Source organism: Hymenobacter chitinivorans DSM 11115 (assembly GCF_002797555.1).
GTDB lineage: Bacteria > Bacteroidota > Bacteroidia > Cytophagales > Hymenobacteraceae > Hymenobacter > Hymenobacter chitinivorans.
In genome coordinates this window covers 1,436,230-1,463,173 of the sequence record NZ_PGFA01000001.1, presented here as the reverse complement: position 1 = coordinate 1,463,173, position 26,944 = coordinate 1,436,230, and the positions used below count along the sequence as shown (strand labels likewise).

19 protein-coding genes are annotated in these 26,944 nt (G+C 63.1%); 16 read left to right on the top strand and 3 right to left on the bottom strand.

Annotated features, from left to right (window positions below; translation table 11 throughout):
* The first annotated feature begins 8 nt into the window (after positions 1–8).
* Positions 9–674 carry a sce7726 family protein gene (locus CLV45_RS06080; protein ID WP_100335484.1) on the top strand — a complete coding sequence of 222 codons (666 nt, stop codon included), beginning with the start codon at positions 9–11 and terminating at the stop codon, positions 672–674.
* Here the strand turns inward: CLV45_RS06080 and dinB are convergent.
* Positions 664–1,743: a DNA polymerase IV gene (gene dinB, locus CLV45_RS06075; protein WP_100336969.1), complete on the bottom strand. Its 1,080-nt coding sequence runs from the start codon at positions 1,741–1,743 to the stop codon at positions 664–666. The two genes, CLV45_RS06080 and dinB, sit on opposite strands and share 11 nt — an antisense overlap.
* A 341-nt stretch (positions 1,744–2,084) precedes the next feature.
* Positions 2,085–2,762, bottom strand: coding sequence for a response regulator (locus CLV45_RS06070; protein ID WP_100335483.1), 678 nt, complete (start codon positions 2,760–2,762; stop codon positions 2,085–2,087).
* 283 nt (positions 2,763–3,045) lie between these two features.
* Between CLV45_RS06070 and CLV45_RS06065 the strand changes: the two genes are divergently transcribed.
* The 15 genes from CLV45_RS06065 to CLV45_RS05995 all read left to right on the top strand — a co-directional run bounded on the left by CLV45_RS06065 (position 3,046) and on the right by CLV45_RS05995 (position 25,289).
* Positions 3,046–3,834 carry a polysaccharide biosynthesis/export family protein gene (locus tag CLV45_RS06065; RefSeq protein ID WP_100335482.1) on the top strand — a complete coding sequence of 263 codons (789 nt, stop codon included), beginning with the start codon at positions 3,046–3,048 and terminating at the stop codon, positions 3,832–3,834.
* Positions 3,835–3,986: 152 nt separating this feature from the next.
* On the top strand, positions 3,987–6,377 hold the full coding sequence (locus tag CLV45_RS06060) for a polysaccharide biosynthesis tyrosine autokinase (RefSeq protein WP_100335481.1): 2,391 nt from the start codon (positions 3,987–3,989) through the stop codon (positions 6,375–6,377).
* A gap of 42 nt (positions 6,378–6,419) precedes the next feature.
* A complete protein-coding gene (locus CLV45_RS06055; RefSeq protein ID WP_100335480.1) occupies positions 6,420–8,015 on the top strand; it encodes a lipopolysaccharide biosynthesis protein in 1,596 nt (531 codons plus the stop codon).
* Positions 8,012–9,229, top strand: coding sequence for a glycosyltransferase family 4 protein (locus CLV45_RS06050; protein ID WP_100335479.1), 1,218 nt, complete (start codon positions 8,012–8,014; stop codon positions 9,227–9,229). Before CLV45_RS06055 ends, CLV45_RS06050 begins: the two co-directional genes overlap by 4 nt.
* 2 nt (positions 9,230–9,231) lie before the next feature.
* Positions 9,232–10,341, top strand: a complete 1,110-nt coding sequence (locus tag CLV45_RS06045) for a glycosyltransferase family 4 protein (RefSeq protein ID WP_170061819.1) — start codon at positions 9,232–9,234, stop codon at positions 10,339–10,341.
* A 12-nt stretch (positions 10,342–10,353) separates the two neighbouring features.
* A complete protein-coding gene (locus CLV45_RS06040; protein WP_100335477.1) occupies positions 10,354–11,643 on the top strand; it encodes an O-antigen ligase family protein in 1,290 nt (429 codons plus the stop codon).
* A complete protein-coding gene (locus tag CLV45_RS06035; RefSeq protein WP_211289906.1) occupies positions 11,630–12,703 on the top strand; it encodes a nucleotide-diphospho-sugar transferase in 1,074 nt (357 codons plus the stop codon). The genes CLV45_RS06040 and CLV45_RS06035 overlap by 14 nt, the downstream gene beginning before the upstream one ends.
* Positions 12,704–12,721: 18 nt before the next feature.
* The gene (locus tag CLV45_RS06030) at positions 12,722–13,564 is read left to right on the top strand and encodes a glycosyltransferase family 2 protein (protein ID WP_100335476.1); all 843 of its coding nucleotides are present in this window, start codon (positions 12,722–12,724) and stop codon (positions 13,562–13,564) included.
* Positions 13,565–13,612: 48 nt separating this feature from the next.
* Positions 13,613–14,488: an alpha-1,2-fucosyltransferase gene (locus CLV45_RS06025; protein WP_100335475.1), complete on the top strand. Its 876-nt coding sequence runs from the start codon at positions 13,613–13,615 to the stop codon at positions 14,486–14,488.
* Between the two features lie 18 nt (positions 14,489–14,506).
* Positions 14,507–15,709: a hypothetical protein gene (locus CLV45_RS06020; RefSeq protein WP_100335474.1), complete on the top strand. Its 1,203-nt coding sequence runs from the start codon at positions 14,507–14,509 to the stop codon at positions 15,707–15,709.
* 773 nt (positions 15,710–16,482) lie between these two features.
* Entirely contained in the window at positions 16,483–19,419 is a 2,937-nt protein-coding gene (locus CLV45_RS06015) for an Ig-like domain-containing protein (RefSeq protein ID WP_157807317.1), read from the top strand.
* 299 nt (positions 19,420–19,718) lie between these two features.
* Positions 19,719–20,831 (top strand): GDP-mannose 4,6-dehydratase, encoded by a 1,113-nt coding sequence (gene gmd / locus CLV45_RS06010; RefSeq protein ID WP_100335472.1) that lies wholly within the window; start codon positions 19,719–19,721, stop codon positions 20,829–20,831.
* A gap of 129 nt (positions 20,832–20,960) precedes the next feature.
* Entirely contained in the window at positions 20,961–21,920 is a 960-nt protein-coding gene (locus CLV45_RS06005) for a GDP-L-fucose synthase family protein (RefSeq protein WP_100335471.1), read from the top strand.
* Between the two features lie 95 nt (positions 21,921–22,015).
* Positions 22,016–23,968: a glycosyltransferase family 2 protein gene (locus CLV45_RS06000; protein WP_100335470.1), complete on the top strand. Its 1,953-nt coding sequence runs from the start codon at positions 22,016–22,018 to the stop codon at positions 23,966–23,968.
* Positions 23,969–24,014: 46 nt separating this feature from the next.
* Positions 24,015–25,289, top strand: a complete 1,275-nt coding sequence (locus CLV45_RS05995; protein WP_100335469.1) for a glycosyltransferase family 61 protein — start codon at positions 24,015–24,017, stop codon at positions 25,287–25,289.
* 294 nt (positions 25,290–25,583) lie between these two features.
* On the opposite strand, the gene CLV45_RS05990 is transcribed toward CLV45_RS05995, so the two are convergent.
* The gene (locus CLV45_RS05990) at positions 25,584–26,933 is read right to left on the bottom strand and encodes an NAD(P)H-dependent oxidoreductase (protein WP_100335468.1); all 1,350 of its coding nucleotides are present in this window, start codon (positions 26,931–26,933) and stop codon (positions 25,584–25,586) included.
* Positions 26,934–26,944: the final 11 nt, after the last annotated feature.

The following is a 26,944-nucleotide window of genomic DNA, read 5'->3' as shown; positions in this document are numbered from 1 at the left end:
CCCGCCCGATGAACGACCCGGAAATCCGCGCCCTGCTCTACCCCCTGCTCCAGGACGGCATTTACGTGGACGAGCTACCCACCGGCACCACCCGCGCCGACGTGGTCCACATCACGCCCCACTTCATGCACGGCTACGAGGTGAAAGGCGACGGCGACACCCTGCAGCGGGTCCAGAACCAGCTGCGCTGCTACGCCGAGGTCTACGACTTCGTCACGTTCGTTGTCACCGAAAAGCACCTGGATAAGCTGTTGCCGTTGCTGCCCGAGTGGGTGGGCGTGCTGGTGGCCTCCGATACGGCGCTGCGCCAGCACCGGGCCGCCGCTTACAACGCCACCGTGGAGCCGGCCCCGCTGGCGGCGCTGCTGCTGCTGGAGGAAGTAAAGCAGTTTTTGCTGGCCCGGGGCCTGGTGGGCGTCAGCCAGATGCGCAAGGCCGAGGTGCACCACTTGCTGCGCACCACCCGGGCTGTGCCCCTTTCTCACTTGGCTCAGCACGTGCGCGAGCGGCTGACTCTGCGCATGCCCCAGCGCCTGCTCGACCGGGCCGAGCGGAAACTGGAGCGGCAGCGCCTGGCCCCGCTGCGCCGCAAGCTCAAGCAGAAGCGGGCCGCCACCGCCGGCAAGCGCCGCAAGAAAACCGCCCAGAAGCGCAGCTCCCTGTTTAAAAAATAAGCGTCAGCTGCTGGCCGGCTGCGGCTTCGGTCGTCGTCAAATTTGACACCGACACGCCCAGCAGCCGCACGCCCTTGGCCAGGGGCAGCAGGGCCGCCAGCTGCTCCCGGCACACTTGCTCCAGCAGCTCCTTGCTGCTCACGGGCAGCAGCGTGGTGCGGCTGCGGGTAATTTGCTGGAAGTCGTCGTACTTGACCTTGACCGTCACGGTGCGGCCCCACACGTCGGTGCGCCGGCAGTATTCCCACACCGATTCGAGCTCGGGCTGCAGGCCGGCCACCAGCTCCTCGTAGGTGGTTAGGTCCCGCTCGAAGGTGTTTTCCGAGCCGATGGACTTGCGCAGCCGGTCGGGCTCCACGGGGCGGTGGTCCTGGGCGCGGGCAATGGCGTAGTAGTAGCGCCCGGCCTTGCCGAAGTGCTGCTGCAAAAACAGCTCCGTCTGCTGCCGTAAATCGAGGCCGGTGAAGATGCCCAGCTGGTTCATTTTGGCGGCCGTCACGTGCCCAATGCCGTGAAACTGCCCTACTTCCAGGGTTTCGACGAAGGCCAGCCCCTCGTGGGGCTTGATGACGAACTGCCCGTTGGGCTTACGGTAGTCGGAGGCCAGCTTGGCCAGAAACTTATTGTAGGAAATGCCCGCCGAGGCCGTCAGCCCGGTTTCGGCCAAAATCCGGGCCCGGATTTCCTCGGCAATGCGGGTGGCCGAGGGCACGTTTTTCAGGTTGTGGGTTACGTCGAGGTAGGCCTCATCAAGCGACAAAGGCTCAATCAGGGGCGTGTAGTCGGCGAAAATCTCCCGAATCTGGCGCGACACGGCCTTATAGACCTCAAAGCGGGGCTTGACGAAAATCAGGCCGGGGCACTTGCGCTGGGCCGTGACCGAAGCCATGGCCGAACGGACGCCAAACTGCCGGGCCTCGTAGCTGGCCGCCGCCACCACGCCCCGCTGCCGGGAGCCACCCACGGCCACGGGCTGCCCGCGCAGCGCGGGGTTGTCGCGCTGCTCCACCGAGGCATAGAAAGCGTCCATGTCGAGGTGAATGATTTTCCGGGTTTCTGCCGCCTGCACGCTGCTTTTGCTACCTGTTTGTAGCTGCAAGTTACGCCCTGCGCGGCAAGAAAAGAACGGCCAAGTCAATTAGAACAGCACCTTTTGCCGGCCCCACACCGGCTGTCATCCTGAGGGCAGCGCAGCGAAACGAAGGACCTGCCTCCCCTACCCCACTGTAGGTAATACCAACGAGCAAAAGCCCTTTACCACCAGCGTAGTAAAGGGCTTTTGCTCGTTGAAGAAAACGTATCAGGAAGGCGAGGAAGGTCCTTCGCGAAGGTTCAGGATGACAGTTACAAGTGCAACACCAGCCGAGTGAGATGCCTCGCCAAGTACGGCTTGACAATGCGGCCAGCCTTTTACTCCTCGCGCAGCACGTAGCCCATGCCCACCAGGGTATGAATGAGCTTGGGCGTGAAGTCCTTATCGACTTTTTTGCGCAGGAAGTTGATGTACACGTCGATGACGTTGGAGCCGGTGTCGAAGCTGGTTTCCCAGACCTGCTCCAGGATATCCACCCTTGACACGACCCGGCCCTGGTTGCGCAGCAGGTATTCGAGCAGGGCAAACTCGCGGGCGGTGAGCTGAATGGGCTGCCCGGCGCGCTGCACCAGCTTGCGGGAGGGGTCTAGGGTGAGGTCGGCCAGGCGGAGCAGGGTTTCGCCGGTGGGCGCCTCGTGGCGGCGGCGCACCAGAGCCCGGATGCGGGCCAGCAGCTCCTGAAAGGCAAAGGGCTTGACCAGGTAATCGTCGGCGCCGGCGTCGAGGCCCCGGATTTTGTCGTCGGTTTCGCCCAGGGCCGTGAGCATCAGAATTGGCACCGAGGAGTTTTGGGTGCGCACCTGCCGGCACACTTCCAGGCCGCTGAGGCCGGGCAGCAGGTTGTCCAGAATCAGCAAATCGTAGGGGTTGCTCAGGGCCAGGCGCAGCCCCGTGACGCCGTCGGTGGCTATATCCACGGCGTGGGTTTGCTCGGTGAGGCCCTTGTGCAGGAACGAGGCCACCTTGGGCTCGTCTTCGACCAGCAGAATTTTCATGCGCGTTAGTTTCAGCTACTACAGATGAGCAAGGTAAGATGTTCGGGGCGGACCAAAACCGGCCAAGGTGAACAGCAGGCCATTCCATCCTAATGCAATACAATTATTTATGAGAATTATTTAAATTAATCTTGACTTTATGGAATGCATCCAATATGTTTATGGAAATCTTCTATACCGAAGTTTCCTCCGCAACCCTTGTTCAGTTTCCTTTTTAGCTGCTTTTTTCTAAGACCAGCGTCTGCCGAAACTGCCTCTTCTGCCCTTCTTATCCTTCGTTGTCATGCGCCCTTCTCACCTGAATACTCTGATTCGTGTCGTGTTGTTTACTGCAGTGGGGTGGCTTAGTGGATGTGTGGCGCAGCAGCAGCTGCCTTACCTGCAGGGCAAGGATTACTCGACCAAAACCCCGGTAAACGTGCCCAATGAGCGGTTCGAGTACCGGATTCAGCCTAGCGACGTGCTCAGCATCCGGGTGCAGAGCGTGCAGCCGGCCCTGAACGACATCTTCAACATCACCGATACCCGCACCGTCTTCTCCGGCGACCCGAGCAACCTGTTTCTGGCCGGCTACTCCGTCGACGACACCGGCAACATCAACCTGCCCACGGTGGGCAAGGTGAAAGTAGCGGGCCTGACCCTGGACGGGGCCCAGGCCTTGGTCCAGAAGGAAGTCAGCAAGTACGTGCGCGACGCCAACGTGCTGGTTAAGCTGCTCAGCTTCAAGGTCACGGTGCTGGGCGAGGTGCGCAACCCCGGCCGCTACTTTATCTACAACACCCAGGCTACCCTGCTCGAAGGCCTGGGCCTGGCCGGCGACCTGACCGAGTTTGGCAACCGCCAGAACGTGAAGCTGATCCGGCAAACGGCCCAGGGCTCGGAAGTGGTACTGCTCGACCTGACCGACCCCAACCTGCTCAAGTCGAAGTACTACTACCTGCTGCCTAATGACGCGCTGTACGTGGAGCCCATGAAGGCCCGCACGGCCCGCGGCAACGCCAACAACCTGGGCCTCGTGTTTGCCGGCGTTTCGTCCCTGGTTCTGATCCTCAGCTATTTAAAGGTGTTTTGAAATAGTTATCAGTTGATAGTTGTCAGTTGTCAGGGTCAACGAATCAGCTCCTGCTTGAAGTAGGTGAATACTTAACTACCCGTCTATCCCGGCAACGAACAACCGACAGCGCCCTACTACCAATTAACCACCGAGCTCCAAACCACACACGCATGGAAACACGCCCTACTTCAACCGACGAAATCGACCTGCACGTTTTGTTTTTCAAGCTGCGCAACCGCTGGCCCATCTTCCTGGCCTCGGTGCTGCTGGCGGGCTTTCTGGGCTACGTGTACCTGCAGCTGAAGGCCCCGGTGTACGACTTCCGGGCCACCATGCTGCTCGGCAACCAAAGCTCGGGCTCCAAACGGGCCCAAGAGCTGCTCCAGATCCTGGAAGTGCAGAACAAGGGCGTCAAGATGGAGGACGAAATCGGCCTGCTCAAGTCGGCCGACGTGGTGCAGCGCGCCGTGGCCCGGCTGCCCTTCGCCGTCTCGTACTTTGCTGCCCCCGACACCTGGCTCAACACCTTTCGCGACCTGCAGGTACGGGAGCGGCTGGCCGGCTCGGTGCCGTTTCGGGTGGTGCCCGATATGCAGGCCCCGCAGCTGACCGGGGTGCGCATCTACGTGGAGCCGGCCGGGCCGGGCCGCTACCGGGTGCACGCCAAGGCCAGCAAAGGCCAGCTCTACAGCCTGCCCACCAGTGAGCTGGTGCGCGAAGTGCTCGACGTAAACCTCGACCAGACCGTGGCCGTCGGCGACACGCTGCGCCACCCCCTGCTCACGGCCGTCATTGCGCCCGAGCCCGGCTTCCCGGCCGCCGACGCCTCGGAGCAATATTACTTCATGCTCAACACCCAGGCCGCCATGACGGCCGCCCTGCAGTCGAAGCTGCTGGTTAAGCCCATCGACCACGACTCCCGCATCGTGGAGCTGCTCACCCAGGGCACGGTGCCGGCCAAGCAAATGCAGTTTCTGGACACGCTGATGGCCGTGTTTGTGGAAGATGACCTGCGGGAAAAGAATATCACGGGCGCCAAGACGGTAGCCTTCCTGGACGCCGAAATTGCCAACCTCTCCGACTCGCTGCGCCGCTCGGCCGCCGCGCTCAGCAACTTCCGCTCCTCGCGGGGCGTGGTCGACGTGGGCGTGCAGTCGGGCGAAGGAATCCGGCAACTGGGCGAGCTGGAAGCCATGCAGGCCAAGGTGGCCACCAACCGGAAGTACTACGCCAACATGCTCGGCTACCTGCGCGACAACCAGAACACGGGCCAGATGGTGTCGCCGAGCAGCGTGGGTATCGAGGATCCGGTGGTCAATAACCTGATTCTGCAGCTCACCGACCTAAACAGCCAGCGGGCGGCCCTGGGCGTGAATGCCAGCACCAACAACCCCCTGGTGACGGTGCTCGACGAGCGGATTCACACGGCCAAGCAGTCGTTGATTCAGACCCTGGTCAACATGACCCGGGCTACCGACATTGCCCTGCGCGACCTGAACCAGCAGCTGGGCCGGGTGCGGGGCACGATCAGCGCCATGCCCGAAAACGAGCGGCAGCTGGCCCGCCTCAAAGGCGAGTCGGATTTCAACGACAAGAAATACAACTTCCTGGTTGAGAAACGCTCCGAAGCCGCCATTGCCCTGGCCACCAACGCCACCGACAAGAAGGTCATTGACCAAACCAAAATGGTGGGCAACGGTCCTTCCGCCCCCAAGGCCCCGCTGGTGGCTTTGCTGAGTTTGCTCGGCGGCCTGCTGCTGCCCCTGGGCTTCGTGTTGCTGCGCGATAAGTCGAACCGCCGGATTCAGAGCAAGGAGGACCTGTCGCGCATCACCAACATTCCGCTGCTGGGCGTGGTGGCCCACGGCTCCAGCGCCGACAAGCTCACCATGCTCAAGGAAGTGAAAGGGCCCATTGCCGAGTCGTTCCGCTCGATTCGGGTAAACCTGCAGTACCTCTCGGCCGGCCTGGATAAAAAGCTGATCGGCGTCACCTCCTCAGTACCAGGTGAGGGCAAAACCTTCTGCACGGTAAACCTGGCCGCCGAAATGGCCCAGAGTGGCCGCAAGGTGCTGCTGCTCGAGTGCGACCTGCGCCGCCCCACCGTGGCCGGCTACTTCAACATTGATACCCACGCCGAGCACGGACTATCGAGCTACCTGATGGGGTTGAGCACCCTCGACGACTGCCGGCAGCCCAGCGGCGTGCCCCACCTGGACGTGATTTGCTGCGGCCCGATTCCGCCCAACCCCACCGAGCTGCTGGAGAGTGCGCGCATGGATAAGCTGTTGCAGGAGCTGCGCCAGCAGTACGACTACGTGCTGCTCGACACCCCGCCGGTGGGCTACGTGGCCGAGTTCTTCGTGCTGGTGCGCCACCTCGACGCCAACATCTACGTGGTGCGCCAGAACTACACCGACCGGGGCCTGGTGAGCCAGATCAACGAGCTCTACGCCGAGAAGAAGGTGAAGCAGTTATACATGATTATCAACGACATGCACTTCACCAAGACCTACGAGTACCGCTACAAGAAAAACGCCTACGCCTACAATCAGTCGTAGCCCCGGCGGCCTTATTCTCTCCCTCTTATTTTCTGGTATCCAATGTCTACCTCGACTGTTACTCAGCCGCGCCCCAGCCTCACCATGACCACGGTGCAGGGCGTAAAATGGAGCACGGCGGCTACGATTCTCACCGCCATTATGCAGGTGGGCTACACCGCCATTATGGCCCGTCTGCTCAGCCCGGCCGCATTTGGGGTGGTGGCCCTGGCCAACGTGGTGCTGCGCTTCGGCGGCTATTTCGCCCAGATGGGCATGGAACAGGCCATTATTCAGAAGCAGGAGCTGACCCGCCACGACGTGCGGGCCGCCTTCACGGCCTCGGTGCTGCTGGGCATCGTGTTTGGCGGGCTGCTGATCTTGCTGGCCCCGCTGTCCATCTACATTTTTCACGAGCCCGACGTGGTGCCCGTGGCCCAGGTGCTGGCCCTAAGCCTGCTGCTGACCGGTATGTCAGCCACGGCCCTGAGTTTGCTGCGCCGCGGCATGCAGTTTCGGACCCTGGCCATCGTGGAAGTAAGCTCCTACGTGGCCGCCTACGGGGGCGTGGGCGTGATGATGGCCCTGAATGGCTACGGGGTATGGAGCCTGGTGGCAGCCAGCGTGGCCCAGGGCCTGCTGGTGGGCCTGCTGGCCTACCTCGTGACGCGCCACTCGGTGCTGCCCCTGCTGAGCTGGCGGCACTACGAGCCGCTGTGGAACTACGGCAGCCGCATTTCCCTGATCAGCTTTCTGGAGTTTATCGGCAGCGCCCTGGATACGCTCATCATCGGGCGGGTGCTGGGCACGGCCCTGCTGGGCGTCTACAACCGGGCCTGGATGCTGGTGTCGCTGCCTATGTACATGCTCACGACCAGCGTGTCGAAGGTTATTTTTCCGGCCTTTAGCCAAGTGCAGGCCGACCAGGCCCGCATGCGCAAAGTGTATTTGTCGAGCGTGACGCTGGTGGCTTCCCTGATTTTGCCCACGGCCGCCGGCATGATGATGGCCGCCCCCGAGCTGGTGTATAGCCTGCTGGGCCCCAAGTGGGGCGACTCTATTCCGCTGCTGCGGGTCATGGGCTTTACTTCGGGCCTGATGCTGATAACCATGTTTGGCGGCATCGTGAGCGACGCCCGGGCCCGGCTGCGCGAAAAAACCATCATCATTCTGCAGTACCTGCTCGTGCTGCCGGGGTTGTTCTGGCTGCTGCACGGCTGGGGCCTGATGGGCTACGCCGTGGCCCTCAACGTGGGCGCGGTGCTCTACGCCGCCCTGTTTGCGCGCCTGCTGCACCAGGATTTGGCCATTCCCTACGCCCAGCTGCTGCGCCTCTACGTGCCCGGGCTGGTCAATGCCGCCGTTATCGGCCTCGTTTTCGGCGGACTGCGCCTGGTGCTGGCGTCCCTGCACCTGGCCCCCGTGCTGGCCCTGGCGGCCTTCGCCCTGACCGGGGCCCTGGTGCTGGCCGCACTGGTGTTTGTGGTGCCCCTGCCCGGGCTCCGGCGCGAGCTGTGCTCCTTTCTCGACCGGCTTTCCCACCAGCAGCCGACCAGCACCTCCGGCCGGCTGCTGGCCCGCTACCGCCGTTACCTGAACCCCGCCACCGCCGCTCCTGCCGCCCCGTATTCAGCCGTGGCCAACCCCGTGCTGCCATGAATATTCTGCTCGTATCCTACTGGGGCGAAACGGCCCCCTGCGGCGTCCGGGTACACTATATGGCCCTGGCGCAGGAGCTGCGGGAGCTGGGGCACTGCGTCACCATCGTGACGCCCAACACGCTGGGTGGCCTGCGGCGGCGCATGCTCGGAGGTTTGCAGCGCCTGCTGGCCCTGCCCGGCCCGGGCGCCGAGCACGTGGCCCGCGAGCTGTGGTACTACGCCATGATTTACGCCGCCGTGCCGCGGGAAGTCCACTTCGACCTGGTGAATGCCCACGACGTAGGCAGCGGAGCCGCCGTGCACCGGGCCCTGGGCGGCCGGGTGCCGGTCGTGGTGACGGGCCACGCCAGTGAGCATCCGGCCGAGGAAATCATTCGGCGCAACGAGCTGCAGGGCGCGGCGGCCCGCTTTATTCGCCGCTGGTACGCCTGGCTACTGCCCCACACGCAGTACTTCATTGGCGTTTCCGACAACCTGCTCAGCACGTTCCGCGCCTTTTTGCCTTCTGCACTCCTCACGCGGCGCATTTACGGCGGCAGCTCGTTTGCGCAGCCCCCGACTACCGAAGCCCCGGCCGAAGTCCTGTTTCCCGACCGGCACCTGGTCATCAACGTGGGTTACCTGGATACCAACAAAAACCAGCGCTACCTCATCGAAGTAGCCCGGGAGCTGCGCCCCCTGCGCCCCGACTTCATGGTGGGCCTGGTGGGCAAAGGGGCCGAGGAAGACGCGTTACGGGCCCAGATTGCCGAGTATGGGCTGGAAAACCACGTGGTACTGCTGGGCTACCACAGCTCGGTGGTGCCGCTGCTACGCCAGGCCAGCCTCTACGTGCACGCCGCCCACCGCGAGTCACTGGGCCTGGCGTTGGTGGAGGCCATTATGGCCGGCACGCCGGTGCTGGCCCCGGCCACGGGCGGTATTCCGGAGGTGCTGGGTGCCACGCCCGAGGCTTTGTTTGCCCCCGGTCTGCCCCCGGCCCAGCTGGCCCAGCAGGTGCACCAGCTGCTGGCCGACTGCCCGGCGCGCACGGCCCTGCACGCCCGCCAGCATGCTTACGCCACCGAACACTTCAGCCTGCGCCGGATAGCCCAGCACACCCTGCAGTTTTACCACGATACGCTTCACCACTTCCGCTCCGCTGCCCCCACCCACCAGGCTGCCCCCGCTGTCCTGTCATCTACCACACCAGTAGCTTCTTCCCTCTCATGAGAGTGCTCTACGATCATCAGGTATTCACCGTGCAGCAGGTGGGCGGCGTGTCGCGCTACTACCGCGCCCTGCTCGACCATGCCGCGCCCACCCTGCAAAGTGAGGTGGCCCTGGCGTTGTCCAACAACCTCTACCTGCAGGACGGGCAGCACAGCCGCCACCTGCGCTTTTTCCCCAACCTCGACTTTCGGGGCCGCTTCAGCTTTATGTGGCGGCTGAATGCCCGTCTGTGCCGCCGCACCCTGCGCCAGGGCCACTACGACGTGTTTCACCCCACGCTCAACGACAACGACTATTTCCTGGACGACCTGCCGGCCGATAAACCCTTGGTTATCACCATCCACGACATGATAGCCGCCATGCACCCCGAGCAGTTTCCCTGGGTCGACCAGACGGCTCTGCCCCGGCTGGCGGCGCGGGCCGCTCATATCATTACCGTCTCGGAGCATACCCGCGCCGACGTGCTGCGCCTGCTGCCCGTGGCTCCGGAGCGGGTGTCGGTTATTCACCACGGCTTTACGCCCACGGCGCCCACCACCCCGCGGCTGGCACCGGGCTACCTGCTGAACGTGGGCACCCGGGCCGGCTACAAGAATTTCGACTGCGTGCTGCTGGCCCTGGCCGAGCTGGTCCGCACGCCGGCCACGGCCGCCCTGCGCCTGGTGTGCGCCGGCGGTGGGCCGGCTACGGCCGCCGAGCTGGAACTCATCGAGCAGCTGGACCTGAGCGGGCGGGTGCACTTTACGGGCACCATCACGGAGAGTGAACTGGCCGGGCTTTACCGCCACGCGGCGGCTTTCGTCTTTGCCTCCCACTACGAAGGTTTCGGCTTTCCCATTCTCGAAGCCTTCGGGCAGCAGTGCCCCGTGGTGCTGAGCAACGCTTCCTGCTTTCCCGAAATTGCCCAGGACGCGGCCCTGTACTTCGACCCCCACCAGCCCTCGGACCTGGCCGTGCAAATCGAGCTGCTGCTGCGCGACGCGGCCCTGCGCACCCAGCTCATCGAGCTGGGCAGCCAGCGCCTGCGCGACTTCACCTGGGCCCGCACCGCCGCCCGCACCCACGAGGTGTACCGCGCCGCCTGCCGCCAAGAGCAACCCGTGCTTATCTGACCGTTACGAGCTATGAAACTGAGTCTGCGCTTCCGCTACCTGTTCGTGTTGCTGGCCGTCCTGGTGCTGGACCCAATCTTTACGCGCTTTGGCTTCGAGCAGGAGGATGACCCGATGATTCGCAGCTACTACTCCGGGCTGTTGGGTCTTTCCCTGCTGCTGATCTGGTGGGCCTGGGCCTGGTTTTCGCCCCTGATGCGGCGCTGGCTGGTAGTAGTGGGGCTGGCGTTGGTGGGCCTGATGCTGGAATCGTACGCCAACTGGGGCCAGTGGGTGGTGTACCCGCACGTGTTTGGCAAGCTCTCCGTGCTGCTGATTTTGTTCGGGGTGTACGCCTACTACCGCCGCCGGGGCATTCCGGGTCTGGGCTTCGTTATGGCCTGCCTGCCGGTGGTGGTGGTACTGAATATGGCCCTGTTCAAACCAATGTCCCTCACCCTGGGCGGCTTTCTGGCCCACGAGCGGGGTGTCAACGTTACCTCGGCCTACCTGCTGCTGCTCAGCGCCCTGTACTTTCTGAACCGCTACCTGACCGGCAGCACCCTTTTGCATCTGCTCTATTTCTTCGGCATCCTGGCCCTGATTATCTTCCTGCAGCACCGCACCGTCTGGATCTGCACCGGCGTGGCCCTTACGCTGAACACGCTGCTGCTGCTGCGCACCCGCGGCACCCGCCTGAGTTTGCTGCGCGTGTCCCCGATTCTGCTCATTCCGCTGGCGGTGGTCTTGCTCGGGGGCCTGACCATCGTGCTCAGCAACCCGGCGGTGATGCAGAAAATCGAGGATAGCGCCGAAGACATTGCCAACGCCGACAAGCAGGGCACCGGCAAGTGGCGCCTGCTGCAGTACGAGGCCTACGAGCCAATTTTGGAGGAATACCCGCTGGCCGGCATGCGCTTCCAGGGCTTCGAGCTGCCCATTCAGTTTTACAGCCCCGACTCGAATGCTCCGGTCTGGCCCGACTACACCGGCCACCACTTCCACAGCTTCTACGTCGACCGGCTGTTTTACTTCGGCTTGCTGGGCCTGGTGCTCACCACGCTGCCCATCGTGCTGCTGCTGCTGAATCATCTGTGGCAGGCCCGCTGGCTTTCACCCGAAGCCACCACCTTGGTAGCCTTCATCAGCACTGGCTTCCTCTACGGCGTTTCTTACGACTGGCCCATTTTCTTTTACGGCCTGATCGGGCTGGCGCTGGCGGCGGTAGAAATATCGGCTGCGGCCCCCGTACCGGCCGCGGCTCCGCCTGCTTCCCTCCTTGCCGCTCCACCCTCTGCTCACCTGGCTCATGCAAGCATATAATGTACCCTCGCCCGAAACCAGGCTCGATACGCCGGTGCTGTTCCTCGTCTTCAACCGCCCCGAACCCACCCGGCAGGTGTTTGAGGCCATCCGACAGGCCCAGCCGCCCCGGCTCTATGTGGCCTGCGACGGGCCCCGCCCCGGCCGCCCGGCCGAGGCTGAGCTGTGCGCCGAGGTACGCCGCCTGATTACCGAGGGCCTCGACTGGCCCTGCGAGCTGCACACGTTTTTTCGGGACGAAAACCTGGGCTGCGCCCTGAACGTATCGGCGGCCATTACCTGGTTTTTCGAGCACGAGCCCGAAGGCATTATCCTGGAAGATGACTGCCTGCCCGGGCCCGACTTTTTCCCGTTTTGCCAGGAACTGCTGGCCCGCTACCGCCACGACACCCGCGTGATGCACATCGGGGGCAACAACTACTCCCGCGAAGCCGGGTTGCCCCAGCCCGTCGATGGCACTTCCTATTTCTTCTCGGGCCACGTGCAGAGCTGGGGCTGGGCCAGCTGGCGCCGGGCCTGGCAGCATTACGACTTCCGATTTTCGCTGCTACCCGCCCTGCGCCAACAGCAGCAGCTGGCCCACCTTTACCCGTCCTGGCTGGAGCGCACTTACTGGCTGGGCAAGTTTGAGCAAATGCGCCTGAGCCGAGGCCGGCACTCTCTGCTCGATACCTGGGACTACCAGTGGCACTTTACGATTGCGGCCAACTCGGGCCTGACCATTGTGCCCCTGGTAAATCTGGTGCAGAATATCGGCTTTGGGCCCGATGCCACCCACACCCTGAGCACGGAAGACCCCTACCACGCCCGCGAGGCCCAGCCACTGCGGTTTCCGCTGCGCCACCCCGCCACCGTCCTGCGCGACTGGCCCCGCGACGAGCAAAACTTCCACGAGTTTCTGGTCAGCCGGCTGGCTTATAAGTGGCGCAACCTAACGGCCCGGCTGCCGCGCTGGCTGCGTGAGCAAAGCACCGTGCCCCAAGACCCGCCTTACCCGGTCGAAGCAGAAACGGAGCCTGCTGCCAACGCCCGTCCCTCGGTTACCTTCTCCCAGACCTAGCCCTTTTCTGCCGCCGCTATGCTCTACATCATCATTCCCGTTTTCAACCGCTGGGCCTTCACCCGGGCCTGCCTCGACTCGCTGCGGCAGCAGACGATGCCCGACTTCCGCGTTATTGTCGTCGATGACGGCTCGACCGACGGTACCGGCGAGCGGCTGCGCCAGGATTACCCCGAGGTGGAGGTGGTCGACGGCAACGGGCAGCTTTACTGGACGGCCGGCGTCAATGCCGGCATCCGCCAGGCCCTGGCCCACGGCGCCGACCGGATTCTGACCCTGAACAACGACGTGGTGGCGGCTCCCGACTTTGTGGAGCGCATGCTGTACTGGGCGAAGCGGCAGCCCACGGCTCTGCTGGGTCCGCTGGAGCTGGATGCCCACTCCCGCCGGCCCATTTTCGGCGGTGAAGTCTTTAGCTGGGTGACCCACACGCCCCGCAGCCTGCTCGACTCTCTTTCGCCCGACGACCAGCAGGGCCTGCACCCAGTGACCTACCTGCCCGGCCGCGGGCTGCTGATTCCGGCCGCCGTATTTGCCGCCATTGGCCTCTTCGACGAAAAGCGCCTGCCCCACTACCTGGCCGACTACGACTTTACCAGCGTGGCCCGGCGCAAAGGGTTTCCGGTGTATATCAACTACGACGCCCACCTGCTGACTTACCCCGAGGAAAGCGGGCAGGAGCAAACCCGCCGCCAACGCAGCCTGCGCGGTTACTACCAGCACCTGTTTGGCATCCGGGGCGGGGGCAACCTGCGCAACTTCACGCATTTCGCCCTCAAAAACTGCCCCGCGCCGCTGGTGCCGCTGTTTCTGCTCAACGGCTACGCCCGCCGCCTGACGGGCTATTTCCTGCGCGGCTAAACTGGTCCGGGCTGGGACCTTTTCTTCTCTCACTTTTCCCTTCGCGCCGTGGTTATCCTCGTCAAACGCACCGGGCAGCTGGGCAACCGGCTGTTTCTGTTTGCTCACTTTCTGGCCAACGCCGCCGAGTACGGCTACGAGCTGGCCAACCCGAGCTTCGGCGGCTACGCCCCGTTTTTTGAGGCCACGGCCACCGGCAACTTCGGCGGGCTGCCCGTGCGCCTGCACGCCTTCCGCTCCGCCCGCCTCGACCGGGTGCTGGACCTGGTGCAGCACCCGCGGGCCTTTGGGCTGCTGCAGCGCGCCAGCCGGCTGCTGCCCCGCCGCCCCGCCCTGCTCACCGACCAGCCCGACCAGGACTACGACCTCAACCAGGCCGACTACCTTACCGCCGCCCGCTCGGGCCTGGTGCTGGCCCACGGCTGGCAGTTTCGCGACAAACGCAACTTTGCCCGCCACGGAGCTTTACTGCGCCGGCTCTTTGCCCCCATCGAAACGCACCGCCGGGCCGTGGCCGAGCTGCTGAGTGGCTTGCGCGAGCAGGCCGACGTCGTGGTGGGCGTGCACATCCGGCGCGGCGACTACGCTACCTATAATAACGGGGCCTACTTCTACGACAACGCCACCTACGCCCGGGCCATGCGCCAGGTGCAGGAGCAGCTTCCGGCCGGGCAGCGCGTGCTGTTCCTGCTGTGCTCCAACGAGGCCCTGGACTTTGCCGATTTTGGCGGCCTGCACGTGCAGGCCGCCACCGGCCATTTCGTGGAAGACCTCTACGCCCTGGCCGCCTGCGACTATGTGCTGGGGCCGCCCAGCTCCTACTCCATGTGGGCCTCCTTCTACGGCCAGGTACCGCTGCTGCACCTGGAGCAGGCCGGGCAGCCCGTCAGTCTTTCGGCCTTCCAGGTGTTTCTGGACCAGTAACGCTCTTTTCCCCGTGCCATGCTTCCCCTGTTGTCACTTCGCTTCGCCTGGCTGATTAGCGGCGCCTGCCTGCTGTTTCCCGGCTCCCAGCTTACGGCGCCCGCCGAGGCCGGCACCCTTATCATTCGGCGCGGGGGTATCTACACGGGCTCCTACCGCAGCACCGATTCCGCCGTGCCCTGCATCCGGATTCTTACCACCGAGCCCGTAACCCTGCGCGCGTGTAATCTGGCCGGCGCTGGCAACCTGATTGACGCCACGGCCGGGGGCGCCACGCTCACCGTAGAGCATTGCACTGGGCTGGGACTGCCACCTAATAAGGACCAAACCCGGCGGGGCCGCTTTATCGAGATAAACTCGGCCCGCAGCCTGACGCTCGAAAACAACGCCCTGACCCAGACTTCCGGTATTGCCGTTTACCAGTGGAGCGGCGACGGCACCCCGGGCCAAACGCTCAGCATCCGGCGCAATACCGTGCGCAACATCGACGGCCGCTACCGCGACGGGGGCGGCACCACGGTTTCCTGCATTTCGCTCAACCAAGTGCACGCCGTGGCCAACGTCGACATTGCCTGGAACCAGGTGCTTAATGAGCCCAACAACTCGCTGGTCGAAGACAACATCAACATCTATAACTCCTCGGGCACGGCCCGCAGCCCGATTAACATCCACGACAACTACGTGCAGGGCGCCTACCCCTACCCCGCTACTGCGGCCAAGTTTACCGGCACGGGCCTGATTACGGATGGCAACGGCACGTCCGCCCTGACGGCCACCGGGTACGTGGAGGCTACCGGCAACCAGTTCGTGTCGACGTGTAACTCGGCCATGAACATCGCCGGAGGCCACCACGTGCGCTTCAACAACAACCGCATGGTCACCAGCGGCCTGCTGCCCGGCGGCACCAAGCTCAACGCCACCTACTGCGGCATCGCCATCTTCAACTTCTACCAGCAGGCCGTCTTCGGCAACCACCAGGTCGACAACAACACGATGGGCATGGTCAAGTGGGGCTACAACAACCCCTACCCCGACCGCAACGACAACGGCGACTACGGCTACCAGATTCACACCAACACCCAGCACCTGCCCAACCCCATCACCCTGCAGACCGAGGCCGACGAATGGACCCGCTGGAACAATAAGCTGAAAGCCAATAAAGTACAGGTAGGACCCGCCAGCCTTACCCCGCCGGTAGCTACCCGCTCAAAGCAGTTGTAGTACTCTTTCCTAGAGTCGGTCACACTATTTTGCGGGCCTAAGCCCCTAGCAAGCACCCCAACGGGTGCTTTTTTTATTTCCCCCACTGGCGCTCTGAGTATGACCAACATAGCTATGGAGTAGACGAATAGGATATATAGGTCCGCACAGATTCAAAAAACCAAAGCCTATCTATAAATAGTTATATTTACAGAATTTTGTCATGCATCTTGCATAACAAATGATTTTTATACATTTGCATTGAACCTCGATATCAGTTTTAGGACTATTACAAGTCACAAGCTGATTAACTTCTTCTAAAGTGCTCCAAATAGACGCCCATAGCGCGATTCTATTTGCACCCTAAAAAGAGTTGCAAGGCGGAAGGCCAAATGGGCACCGCTGGATGATGTTGGTCTTGTGTAGTAACAAAAACCCTTCTATTTGCGAAAAAAGGCTTTTATTACTTCCTAATCCGGGACGGCGATACGCGTGGTCGGCCTTGAAAAGTGAGGATTGAAAGTCGGTGCCGATTGCACAGTACGCATCGTACCAGAAAAAACGCAGCTGAAGCCATCTACAAGGCAATTGTAAAAAAACAAATACGGCAGATGAAACAATTTGTTCTTCTTCCGGGTTTTTCACAACATCCCTACATAGGGTTTACCTTTTTAAAAACAAACAGAATGCAAAACACCTCTGGACTCCAGTTCCGTGCAACCCGGAACGCCTCCTCTGGTACACACTTTCTGCCCCTGTTGGCGCTCGTGCTGTTGGTCTCATTGTTTTTTCCCGTGTCACTCCGGGCTCAGGGCCAAGCGCCCAATGTGACGTATTCCGGTCCGCTTACTATTACCCAGGGTGGTACCTACACGGGCAACTTCAAAAGCACCGACTCCCGGGTGCCCTGCATCAAGATTAACACCACGCAGCCGGTTATCATCGAGAACTGCATTCTGGCCGGAGCCGGCGACCTGATCCTGGCCAACACCGGCGGCCACAACCTGACGGTGCGCAACAACCGCGGCTACGGCCTGCAGCAAAGCATCGATAACGAGCGCCACGGCCGCTTTATCGAAGTAAACGGCGCCCGCTCACTGACCATCGAAAACAACTACTTTGAACATACGACCGGTATCGCCGTCTACCAGTGGAGCGGCGACGGCTCGGCCGCCCAGACGCTGAAAGTACGGCGCAACATGGCCAAGAATATTGACGGCCGCTACCGCAACGGCGGCGGCACCTTCGCCAACTTCATGAGCGCCAACCAGGTGCGTGGGCTGGCCAACGTGGAAGTAGCCTGGAACCAGATCATCAACGAGCCCAATAACTCGCTGGTCGAAGACAACATCAACTTCTACAACTCGGGCGGCACCTCTTCCAGCCCGATCAACATCCACGACAACTACGTGCAGGGTGCCTACCCCTACCCCGCTACCGGCAGCCAGTTTACCGGCACGGGTATGATCATCGACGGCACCGGCGACTCGCAGGAAGGCTACCTGGATGCAATGAACAACCAGTTTGTGTCGACCTGCAACTCGGCCATGAACATCGCCGGCGGCCACCACGTGCGCTTCAACAACAACCGCATGGTCACCAGCGGCCTGCTGCCCGGCGGCACCAAGCTCAACGCCACCTACTGCGGCATCGCCATCTTCAACTTCTACCAGCAGGCCGTCTTCGGCAACCACCAGGTCGACAACAACACGATGGGCATGGTCAAGTGGGGCTACAACAACCCCTACCCCGACCGCAACGACAACGGCGACTACGGCTACCAGATTCACACCAACACCCAGCACCTGCCCAACCCCATCACCCTGCAGACCGAAGCCGACGAGTGGACCCGCTGGAATAATAAGCTCAAGTCGAACGGTATCCTGATCGGTACTGGCACCAACACCAACGGTGGCGGCAGCGGTACGGTCACCCCGAACGTAGCCCCGACGGTAAGCCTGACCTCGCCCGGCACCTCGACCGTGACGGCCGGCACCGTGCTCAACCTGACGGCTACGGCCGCTGACGCCGACGGCTCGGTAGCCAAAGTCGAGTTCTTCAACGGCGCCACCAAGCTCGGCGAAGACACCTCGGCTCCTTATCAGCTCAGCTACACGGCCGCCGCGGCCGGCACGCTCACCCTCTCGGCCCGCGCTACCGATAATGCCGGTGCTACCGCCAACTCGGCTTCGGCCACCATCACCGTTACTTCGGTGGTAATTACGCCCCCCACGGCCGGCACCTTCTACCGCGGCATCAACATCAACGGCGGCGCCGCCACGATTGACGGCAACAACTGGCAGGCCAGCAGCGGCGCCGCCGGCGTAACGCTGACTGGTATTCCCTTCGCCAACCAGAACGTGACGCTCAACCCCGCCACCGACGCTACCCGGGCCAGCATGATTCGCTCCTCGGTGTACGGTTCCAACGCCGCCATTGCCGTGGGCAGCGTGCCCAGCGGCGCCTACCAGGTGTACCTCTACGTGTGGGAAGACAACTATGCCGAGACCTTCAACATCCTGGTGGAAGGCCAGACCGTGCGCACCAATTACTACAGCGGCGCGGCCGGCAAGTGGGAGAAAGTGGGTCCCTTCACGGCTAACGTAACCGACGGCACGCTCAACGTCTCGGTGAGCGGCGGCACGGCCAACCTCTCGGGCCTCGAAATCTGGGCCGGCTCGGCCGCCCCGGCCAACGTAGCCCCGACGGTAAGCCTGACCTCGCCCGGCACCTCGACCGTGACGGCCGGCACCGTGCTCAACCTGACGGCTACGGCCGCTGACGCCGACGGCTCGGTAGCCAAAGTCGAGTTCTTCAACGGCGCCACCAAGCTCGGCGAAGACACCTCGGCTCCTTATCAGCTCAGCTACACGGCCGCCGCGGCCGGCACGCTCACCCTCTCGGCCCGCGCTACCGATAACGCCGGTGCTACCACCAACTCGGCCTCGGTGACCGTTACGGTAGGCACGGTAACGTCGACGACCAACAACTTCTACCGCGGCATCAACATCAACGGGCCCGCGGTAACCATTGACGGTAATGCCTGGCAAGCCAGCAGCGGCGCGGCCGGTGTGACGCTGACTGGTATTCCCTTCGCCAACCAGAACATTGCCCTGAACCCCGCTACCGACGCTACCCGGGCCAGCATGATTCGCTCCTCGGTGTACGGTCGTGACGCCGCCATTGCAGTAGGCAGCATGCCCAGCGGTACGTACGACGTGTACCTCTACGTGTGGGAGGATAACTACGACGAAACGTTCAGCATTTACGTCGAAGGCCAGGCCGTACGCACCAACTACCGCAGCGGCACGCCCGGTAAGTGGGAGAAAGTAGGTCCGCTGAAGGCCAACGTAACCGATGGCACGCTCAACGTATCGGTGACTGGTGGCACGGCCAACCTCTCGGGCCTCGAAATCTGGAAGACGGCCAGCGGCACGGCTTTCCTCGACCAGTCCAGCACCTCGCTGAGTTCGAAAGCAATAGGTAGCGTAACGGCCTACCCCTCGCCGATGACCAACGAGCTGAGCATTGAGCTCAATGCGGCCCAGACCGAGACCATGCGCGTAGCCATTCTCAACCAGAGCGGCGCCGTGGTGCAGAATGCTGACGTAGCTTTCAAGCAGGGCGTCTCGACCGAGAAGCTCAACGTGAGCAACCTGCCGGCCGGTAACTACTTCCTGCGCTTCGCCAACGGCTCCTTAGCCGGCCGTAGCATCCAGGTGAGCAAATAACCCGCCCCAGCTGGCCTAGCGCCACCGTAAGCAAAAGCCTGATCCTCTGTCGAGGGTCAGGCTTTTGGCGTTTCTGGGCCTGTGCGGCCCGTTTTTGTGCTTGGCAACAGCCCAGCCGAAGCCACTGGAGGAGGAATATTATTTTGACTTTACTCATATTTAAAATAAATATTTTTATCCAAACTATTGCTTATCACGTTTTAAATGCAATAATTTGGTCATAAAGTTCTATTGAGCACAATACAGCTGCAGGGAGCTACTCAGCTGCTTTTGATTCACTCCGTCATTTTCTGGTTTCTATGAAGCGCGCACTTATTACCGGGATTACCGGTCAGGATGGTTCTTACCTGGCCGAACTGCTGCTCAGCAAAGGCTACGAGGTTCATGGCATCAAACGCCGCTCCTCACTTTTCAACACCGACCGTATCGACCACCTCTACCAGGACCCGCACGAGGCCAACGTGCGCTTCAAGCTGCACTACGGCGACCTGGCTGACTCTACCAACCTGATCCGCATCGTGCAGGAGGTGCAGCCCGACGAGATTTACAACCTTGGGGCCATGTCGCACGTGAAGGTGTCGTTCGACACGCCCGAGTACACGGCCGACGTTGACGGGCTGGGCACGTTGCGCCTGCTCGAAGCGGTACGCATCCTGGGCCTGACCCACAAAACCCGCATCTACCAGGCTTCCACTTCGGAGCTGTACGGGTTGGTGCAGCAGGTGCCGCAGTCGGAGTCTACTCCATTTTACCCCCGCTCGCCTTACGCCGTGGCCAAGCTCTACGGCTACTGGATTACGGTAAACTACCGCGAAGCCTACGGCATGTACGCCTGCAACGGCATCCTGTTCAACCACGAGTCGCCGATGCGGGGGGAAACCTTCGTGACGCGCAAAATCACCCGCGGGGTGGCCCGCATTGCCATGGGTCTGCAGCAGAAAATCTACCTGGGCAACCTCGACGCCCGCCGCGACTGGGGCCACGCCCGCGACTACGTGGAAGCCATGTGGCGCATGCTGCAGCAGGACGAGGCCCGCGACTACGTCATTGCCACCGGCGTGACGACCACCGTGCGCGACTTTATCCTGCTGGCCTTTGCCGAGCTGGGCATTGAGCTCAACTTCGTGGGCGAGGGTGTGAATGAAGTGGGCTACGTAGTGGCTTGCACCAATCCCGATTACCAAGTGGCCGCCGGCCAGGTGGTGGTAGCCGTGGACCCGGCCTATTTCCGGCCCACCGAAGTCGAGCTGCTCATCGGCGACCCGAGCCGGGCCAAGGCCGAGCTGGGCTGGGAGCCACAGTACGACCTGCCCGCCCTGGTAGCCGACATGGTGCAGGCCGACGTGCAGCTCTTCCGCCGCGACACGGTGCTGCTCGAAGCCGGCCACCAGATCCTCTACCATGATGAATAAGGTGAAATTGTGAAGTGGTGAACTGGTGAGTTTGATGTTCAAGCTGCGCATGACTGTGCAAGCGGAACGACAACTCACCAGTTCACCATCTCACCAGCTCACCATTTCACCACTTCACTCCTTCACTCTATGAACAAACACGCGAAAATATATGTGGCCGGCCACCGCGGGATGGTGGGCGCGGCCTTGGTGCGCCGTTTGCGCCGGGCCGGTTATGACAACCTGATTACCCGCACTTCCGCCGAGCTGGATTTGCGCGACCAAGCCGCCGTGGAAGAGTTTTTCGCCCAGGAAAAGCCGGAGTACGTGTTTCTGGCCGCCGCCAAGGTGGGTGGTATTCACGCCAACAACACCTACCGGGCCGACTTTCTCTACGACAACCTGATGATTCAGAGCAACGTGCTGCGCCAGAGCCAGGTGCAGGGCGTGCGCAAACTGCTGTTTCTGGGCTCGTCCTGCATTTACCCCAAGCTGGCCCCCCAGCCCATCCGGGAAGAATACCTGCTCACCGGGGCCCTGGAGCCAACCAACGAGCCCTACGCCATTGCCAAAATTGCGGGCCTGAAGCTCTGCGAGGCCTACCGCGCCCAGTATGGCTGCAACTTTATTTCGGTGATGCCCACCAACCTCTACGGCCCCGGCGACAACTACGACCTGGCCAACTCCCACGTGCTGCCGGCCATGCTGCGCAAGTTTGGGGAAGCCACCGAGCAAGGGTCGCCGCGCGTCACCATCTGGGGCACGGGCACGCCGCGCCGCGAGTTTCTGCACGTCGACGACCTGGCCGATGCCTGCCTGCATCTGATGCTGCACTACGACGGCGCCCCACCCGTGAACATCGGCACCGGCCAGGACCTGACCATTCAGGAGCTGGCCGAGCTGATTGCCGAGCTGACCGGCTTCATGGGCGAAATCATCTACGACTTCTCCCGCCCCGACGGCACGCCGCGCAAGCTCCTGGACGTGAGCCGCCTGCACGAGCTGGGCTGGCACCATCAGATTGAGCTGACCGAGGGGTTACAGGCCGTCATTGCCTCCGCCGACTGGCGCGCCGCCGTGCCGCACTCCCCGCTACAGGCCCTGGCCTAGCTCCCACCCGAAAGCCGCCGGGCTGCTCTGAGCTACCCGGTGGCTTTTCGCTTTTCGCTTCTCCTCCTCCTGTCACCTCGCCGCCGGTCCCGCTTATGCCCCCTGTTCTGCTTTCCCTCGTTACCTGGAACAGTGCTGCTTTCGTGGAAGCCTGCCTTACCGCGGCCCTGGCCCAGACCTACCGGGACTTCGAGCTCTGGGTAATCGACAACGACTCCCAGGACGACACCTGCGCCCGGGTAGAGGCCCTGGCCGCCACCGACCCGCGCCTGCGCCTGTACCGCCGGCCCGATAACACCGGCTTTTGCGGGGGCCACAACTACGCCCTCGACCATTCCGACAGCGCCTACGTGCTGCTGGTGAACCCCGACGTGGTGATGCAGCCAGACTACCTGACCCGGGCCCTGGCAGCCATCGGGCAGGACGAGCGGATTGGGGTGGTGTGCGGGCTGCTGGTGCAAACGACGGAGGCCGACCCCACCATCGACAGCGCGGGCATGACGGCCTTGCCCGACGGGCGCTACAGCCTGCGCCTGCACGGGCAGCGCCTGAGCTCCGCCAATCTTACTGCCGGCTACGTGGATGGGGCCGACGGGGCCCTGCCGCTGCTGCGGCGCCACTTCATCAACGACCTGCGGGTAGAAGGCTACTTCTTCGACCCCCGCTTTTTTGCCCACAAGGAAGACTGGGACATTGCCTGGCGCGGGCGGCTCTACGGCTGGCGCACCTGGTTTGAGCCCGCCTGCCGCGCCCTGCACCCCCGACAGTTCTTACCCGGCCAGCTGCGGCTGCGCACCCGGCTGGCGGGAGTCATGAAGCAGGATGCCGTCAAGAATCAGTGGATGCTGCTGATGAAGAACATTCCGCGCTGGCAGTTTCTGCGCATCCTACCCCGCCTGCTGCCCCGGCAGCTGGCCATCTTCGCCTATTCCCTGCTGTTTGAGCGTTCCTCCCTGCCGGCCTTCCACTACGTGTGGCAGAACTGGCAGCAGATCCGCCACACCCGCAAACTCGTCCAAAGCCGGGTCCGCCAAGGCTGGCAACCGGCACCACACTCTCCTGGCATGCCACACAAGCCTCTCCTCAGTATCTGCGTTCCGACCTACCACCGGCCCGAGCTCCTGGCCCGCACCCTGCAGTCCATCGGGCCCCTGCCCCCGGATGTGGAAGTCATTGTATCGGACAACTCCACCGACAACGACGACTGCCAGCACATGGCCCAGCGCCTGCTGGCCGGCCAGCCCGCCGACCAGTGGCACTACTACCGCAACCCGCCCGGCAGCACCATCGTCGACAATTTTGCGGTGTGCGTAAGCCGGGCCCGGGGCCACTACATCTACCACCTGCACGACGACGACTACCTGCTACCCGGCGGGCTGACCACGATGATGCGCATGCTGCGCCACGCCCGCGACGAGCACCACGTGCTGGTTTTCGGCGTGGAGCTGGTGGACAGCCAGGGCCGGGTGATGCGCCACCAGACCGTGCGCCGCCGCCAGGTGTGGCAGCCGGCCGAGGCCCTGGAGCAGGTCCTGACCAATTCGTCATTGATCCGGATGCCGGCCATTGTGGCCAGCAAAGCCGCCTACCACAAAGCCGGCGGCCCCGACCTGCAGCAGGGCAACACCGTGGATACCGACATGTGGGCCCGCATTTTTGCCCACCACCCGGTGCTGCGCGTGCCCGATAAAGTGGCCGCCTACACCATTCACGAGGGCGCGGCCACCAGCCGCATGTTCACCAAGATTACCATCGGCCAGCTGCTGCGCATTTTCGAGAAAAGCGAAGCCCTGCTGCCCCAGTCGCGCCTGCGCCGGGCCAAAGCCAAGTTTTTCCACCAGTTTATTCTGGCCGGCACCTACCGCTCCCTCAAGCAGCACGATCTGGCCTCGGCCCAGGAAATCTTCCGCCTCTTCGACGAGCCCTCGTTGCGGGAGCTGTCCTGGCCGCTGCGCTGGCTGCCGCTACGCTTGGCCTTTACCGCCCTCAACGGGCTGTATCTGTGGGAAAAGTACGTGCGGTACACACCCGAGGAACTGGTGCCCTGAAGCGGGGCCCGGACTTGCGTTTTCTTCCTTTCTACTGCCTATTGCTATGAATCACGACTTAGTAGACCGAATCCGGCGGCGGGCGGGGCGCATCCTGCGGGAAATAGTGCCCTACAACCAGCACTACCGCCCCCGCGGCGTGCAGGCCAGCAGCAAGCTGCTGGCTAGCGGCGGCCCCTCGCAGGTCAAATACCACGAGATAGTGCCCGCGCGCACGTCGTGGCTGCCCATTTCGGCGGCCTACGAGCAGGTGGCATCCGTCTACGAAGGCTCGACCCACCACAAGCCCAAAACCCAGGAGCCGGTTGATGCGGCCTTCGTGCTGGAGCTGCCCCAGGGCCGGCTCTACGCCGACAACTGGGATAGTATTGCCGTCATTGCCCCCGATGGGCAGCTGGTCGGCGACGTCTCGTTTCAGCACAACCGCAAGGGCTGGCGCCTGACCACGCCCGAGCAGAACAACATTTTCCGGCAGCGCCTTTTCCGGGCCCCGCGGCAGCTGGCCGGCACCGTGTGCAGCCTGCTGGGCGGCGGCGGGGCGGCCATGGGCAACTACTACCACTGGCTGATTGACTCCCTGCCCCGCCTGCACCTGGCCTGGGCCGCCGGCTTTGCCCAGCGCATCGACTACTACCTGATTTACAACCGTAACCACCGCTTTGCCACCGAAATGCTGCTGGCCCTGGGCATCCGGCCCGAGCAGATTATTGCCGTGGAAGAAACGCCCCACATCCAGGCCGAGCGGCTGCTGGTGACCACGCCCGTGCGCGGCACCGGCAACCACACCCCGCCCTGGGCCTGCGAGTTTTTGCGGCAGGCCTTCCTGCCGGCCCCGCCCGATACCCGCACCTTCGGGCCCCACGTCTACATTTCGCGCCGCGACGCGCAAATGCGGCAGGTGCTCAACGAGGCCGAGGTGGAAGCCACACTCCGGGAGTTCGGCTTCGAAACCTACGCCCTGGGCGAGCTGAGCTTTGCCGAAAAGCGCGCCCTCTTCAGCGGGGCCCGCCTCATTGTGAGTCCCATCGGCGCCGGGCTGGCCAACCTGGTGTTTGCCCCACCCGGCACCCCGGTACTGGAGCTCATGCCCAAGGATTTCGTGATGCCCGAGCACCTCGATATTGCCACCCGCGTGGGCCTGTCCTACCACTGGATGATTTGCGAGAGTCCGGCCCGGCCCGCCGGTATCTTCGAAGCCCGCCAGATTGACCTCATCGTCGACACCGAGCAGTTGCGCCGGCAGGTGGCTGGCATCCTGGCCGCGCCCCGGGCCGAACCGGCGCCCGTGCAGCCCCAATCGGCGGCGCCGGTAGCGGTGTAGGTAGCCGCGCAAGCTCTGGGTAGCACTATTCTCTAAAGCCCCGGCTGCGTAGGCAGCCGGGGCTTTTTGGTGCCGCCGGGCACGTATTCCGCGGCTTGGTCGTAACAAGCACCACGTCTGTACCCTATTCCGATATTTTTTTGAATAAGGTACAAGTTCTACCAGACCTGATACTTGGAATAGGCCCCGAACTCTAAGCTGCTAAATCCCGGCTCAGAGCCCAAACAAGCGGGGCCGCTCCTCCTTTCGAAGAGCGGCCCCGCGCTGGTACTCTGTTCAAAAACACCCCTAGCCTTATTCCTCCGCCAGGGCGGCAGCCTCCGTGGCCGTTACCTTGGTGGGCTTGGCCTGCCCGAAATAGGCGGCCTGCTCCTGGCGCAGCTGGTCAATCAGGCGACCCTCGGGCAGGATTACGTCGTCGTAAGTCAGCACCTGGTCCTTGGGCACGTCGTGGCGCAGGATGCAGCCCTCGGCCACTCCAATGGGCAATAGCCGCTCCTGGTCGGCCACCCCGGCATTTTCCGCCAGCCCGTAGGTGTGGTAGTGGCCAATGCCGTCCAGGGTCTGGCCGGCAAACAGCGGAATCTTAGCCGCCGTTACCACTTCCACCTGCATGGCGCCGGCCGGCGCCAGGGCCGCGTCGCCAAACAGCACGGCGCGGGCCACGGTGGTCGGCGTCTCGAAGTGGCACAGGTGGTAGGGCGTGTAGAAGCAGTACAGCGGCCCGGGTCCGAGTTTATACAGCTTCAGATAGTGCTGCTGCACCGGGTCGTCGATGGTGCCCAGCACGAACACGCCCGGGCCGGGCTCGGCGCCCACCACGTAGTCTACGATGCCGGGGCCGCCGCTGAGCAGCAACTCCTGCGGGTACCACTCGGCGGCCTTGCTGATGGGCGTACCGGGTGCCACGGTGGGGCCCAGCATGCCGCGCCGGGCCACCTGCATACCCAGGGCGTTGGCAATAACGGCCTGCTCGAAGCTGATTTTACTGCCGTCGGCAAAGCTGGTCACCATGCTCGGGTTCTGCCCCCACTGCCGGGCAAAGCCTTCTTGGGTCGTCGGGTTGCGGTAGGGGTCGTGCAGGCCCTTGATGTTGCCGCAGAGCACGGGCTTCACCCCGATGCCTTGTACGAAGCGGGCCAGGTTGAGCGTCACGCCCGGCTGGTCACCGTCGGCCACGGTGTAGACCACCCCGGCCCGGTCGGCGTACACTTTCAGAATCGGGCCCACGGTGCCGTCCAGCTCGGCGTTGAGCAGCACGATGTGCTTGCCGTGCCGGATGGCTTCGAGCACCACGTGGGCGCCGTGCTCCACGGCCCCGGTCACCTCGATGATGGCGTCGATGCCCTCGGCCCGGCTCAGCAGCAGCGCGTCGTCGGTAATAGCGGGCAGACCCTGGGCAATACAGGCTTCGAGCTGACTTACCGAGGCTACTTCGCGCGGGGCCAGGGTGCCGGCCTCCTCGTAGCAGGCCCGGGCTTTGTCGAGGGTGCGGTTGGCAATGGCCACCAGCTCCATGCCGGGCACGTAGCGGCAAATCTGCCGGGCCACGCCCTTGGCCATAAAGCCCGCTCCCACCATGCCAACCCGAATGGGCTGGCCCAGACGCTGCCGCTCGGCCAGCGCTTTATCTACTAGTATCATGCGTGTTACAA